General features: G+C 37.2%; 1 protein-coding gene. It reads left to right on the forward strand.

The features are described 5' to 3' along the window. The coding region (locus RG22_RS18000; RefSeq protein ID WP_204244182.1) for an immunoglobulin domain-containing protein at nt 1-3,733 on the forward strand (3,733 nt) is incomplete at both ends.

A 3,733-nucleotide genomic window follows, 5' to 3' on the forward strand; every position in this document is an offset into this window, starting at 1 on the left:
GGTAGTATAGCTGTAATAGCAGCGCCAGCAAATCCGACACCTACAGATTCTCAAGAATTTTGTTCAGATACTAATCCGACTATAGCGGATTTAAATCCAGGAACTATAGCAACTAATTATAGTTGGTATAATAATATTGATGGATCAGGTAATACAATCCCTCCAGCTCTTTCAGCAGGAACAGCATTGGTAGATGGAAACACATACTATATAGAAATACAAGGGTTTTGTAAGAGTGAGCCAGTACCTGTTACCGTAATAATAAGTACACCTGTAGATGCAGGAACTGCATCACCAGCCGAATTTTGTGAAGATGATTTAATAACTAATTCGCCTTTGGATTTATTCGGACAATTAACTGGTGAAGATGCAGGCGGAACTTGGACTGATGACAATACAACAGGAGCATTAACAGGAAGTGATGTTAATTTAACAATATTACCATTGGGAACTTCTGTATTTACATATACTGTATTAAGTAACAATGCGTGTCCAGATGCTACGTCTGCTGTATCAATAACAGTTTATGAAACATTATCATCAGGAACACCATCAGCTTTAAATCCTGCTTCTTTTTGTGAAGCAAACCTACCTGCTTCTTTTGATTTGTTTACACTGATTGAAAATTACGATCCAAATGGTCAATGGACTCAAGGAACAACTAGTACCGATCCAGTTGTTACATCTCCAATTGATTTAACAGGTTTTACACCAGCAACATATAATTTTACATATACTCAAAACGTATCACCTAACCCTTGTCCAGAGGAATCTACTACGGTACAAGTTATAGTGTTACAAGATCCAAATGCGGGAATACAAGTAATACCAGCAATAGAATTTTGTGAAAATGATTTAGCAGCAAACTCACCTTTTGATTTATTTGATGCTCTAACAGCTCCTTATGACAGTGGAGGAACTTGGACAGATTCTAGTAGTGCAACCGTTTCAAACAATATAGATATTACAGGGTTTACGATTACGGGTAGTCCTTATGAGTATACATACACTGTTGATAATGGAACTTGTACAGATGATGAAACCATTTCAATTACAATATTACCTGCACCAGAATCTGGAACAGCAAATCCCCCAGCCGAATTTTGTGAAGATGCTGCACCAGCAAACTTTGATTTATTTACTTTATTAGAAGGAGAAGATCAGACTGGAACATGGAATGATGATGATGCTTCTGGAGCATTAACAGGTAATACAGTTGATTTATCAGGGTTAACACCAGCAACTTATAACTTTACATTTGATGTAGATGCTATAGGGAGTTGTGATGATGTTTTGGTTACAGTAAGTGTAACAATCAATCCGTTGCCTAATACTGGTACACCAATGGCCGCTACATTTTGCGAAAATAATTTAGTTGCAAATTCGCCTTTAGATTTATTAGGACAATTGACCGGAGAAGATGCAGGAGGAACATGGACAGATGATAATACATCAGGAGCTTTATCAGGAAGCGATGTTGATTTAACACTACTAACTATTGGTTCTTACAATTTCACTTATAGTATTACTGATGCAAACGGATGCTCAAATAGTAGCACCGTTACTGTTATAGTTGAAGATGCACCAGAATCAGGTACCGCTAACACACCAGCAGAATATTGCGAAGGTTCAGCACCAGCAAACTTTGATTTATTTACTTTATTAGAAGGAGAAGATCAGACTGGAACATGGAATGATGATGATGCTTCTGGAGCATTAACAGGTAATACAGTTGATTTATCAGGGTTAACACCAGCAACTTATAACTTTACATTTGATGTAGATGCTATAGGGAGTTGTGATGATGTTTTGGTTACAGTAAGCATAACAATAAATCCATTACCTATAACTGGTACACCTACGTCAGCCCCGTTTTGTGAAAATGATTTAGTAGCAAATTCGCCTTTAGACTTATTTGGACAATTGACCGGAGAAGATTCAGGTGGAACTTGGATAGATGATGATAGCACAGGAGCTTTATCAGGAAGCGATGTTGATTTAACATTATTAACTATTGGTTCTTATAACTATACATATAGTATCACTGATGCAAATGGATGCTCAAATAGTAGTACGGTTGCAGTTATTGTAGAAGATGCTCCAGAATCTGGGACACCTAACACACCAGTTGAATTTTGCTTAGCAGATGTAACCACGGCTCAAACTTATAATTTATTTGATTTATTAACAGGTGAAGACCAAACAGGAACTTGGAATGACGATGATGCAACAGGAGCAGTATCAGGAAACATAGTGACTTTAGATGGTCTTACAGATGGAACATACAATTTTACTTTTGATGTAGATGCTATTGGAACTTGTGATGACGTGGACGTAACAGTTAGTGTTATTATTAACGATACGCCTGCTCCAACAGCTTCATCTCCACAAGAATTTTGCGATACAGCTACTGTGGCAGATTTAGTTGCTACCGGAACTACTATACAATGGTATGATGTTGCAACAGGAGGAACTCCTTTAGCAGGAACAACAGCTTTGGTAGACGCGCAAATTTATTATGCAACTCAAACAGATGCTATAACTACCTGTGAATCTTCAGTGAGAACAGCAGTAACTGCTACAATTTATATATCACCAAATGCAGGAGAGCTTAATGGAACACCTATTATTGCTTGTAATGACAATAATAATATTGATTTATTTACAGGATTAGATGGTTCACAAGATTCGGGAGGAACATGGCAAGATAATGACGGAACAGGTGCTTTAGCAGGTAACATTTTTGATGGAGCAGCAGTTTTAGCAGGAACATATCAGTTTACATATTTAGTAACTGCGTCAGCACCTTGTATTGATGATAGTGAAACCATAACAGTAACCATTGAAGAACCATTAAATGCTGGGACAGATAATGTTCTAGATGTTTGTAGCAATAATGGGACAACAGATTTATTCACACTAATAGGAAGCGCTGATACAGGCGGAACTTGGTCACCAGCTTTAACAAGTGGTACAGGAGTTTTTGATCCGTTGGTAGACCCAGATGGAACATATACTTATACATTAACAAACGCCTGTGGAACATTTACTAGTGACGTTGATGTTACAGTTACTTTAGCTCCATATGCAGGTTCAGATAATACCGTTCCATTATGTATCATAGATGCTTCAACAGATTTATTTGTTTCATTAGGAGCAGGTGCTCAAAGTGGTGGAACTTGGTCACCAGCATTAACTAGTGGTACAGGGTTTTTTGATCCAGCTGTAGATACGGCAGGGATTTACACGTATACTGTTACTGCAGTGTCACCGTGTTCACCAGATTCAACTGCAGATATAACAGTTACTGTTGATGATACACCAACACCAACAGTTACAAATGACAGTCCTGAATTTTGCTTAGTTGATACTCCTATCGTTTCAGATTTAGACAGTACAATTAGCTCAACAGGAACAATTAACTGGTATGAAGATGCAGCTTTAACATTACCATTAACAGGTATAGAAGCTTTAGTAGATGGAGAAGATTATTATGCAACACAAACCAACAGTTCAGGTTGTGAATCTTCAACTTCAGCTCAAATTGATGTAACGGTGAACGATACTCCTACACCAACATTATTAGATGCTTCAGAAGAATATTGTATTAACGATGATCCAACAATTAATGATTTATCATTAAATATCACAGAGTATAATGCATCATCAAATAATGTAATATGGTACGATGCTTCAACTGGTGGTTCAACTATTTCAAGTAGTACTCCTTTAA

It is taken from the genome of Wocania ichthyoenteri Th78 (genome assembly GCF_000789235.1).
Taxonomy (GTDB): domain Bacteria; phylum Bacteroidota; class Bacteroidia; order Flavobacteriales; family Flavobacteriaceae; genus Wocania_A; species Wocania_A ichthyoenteri.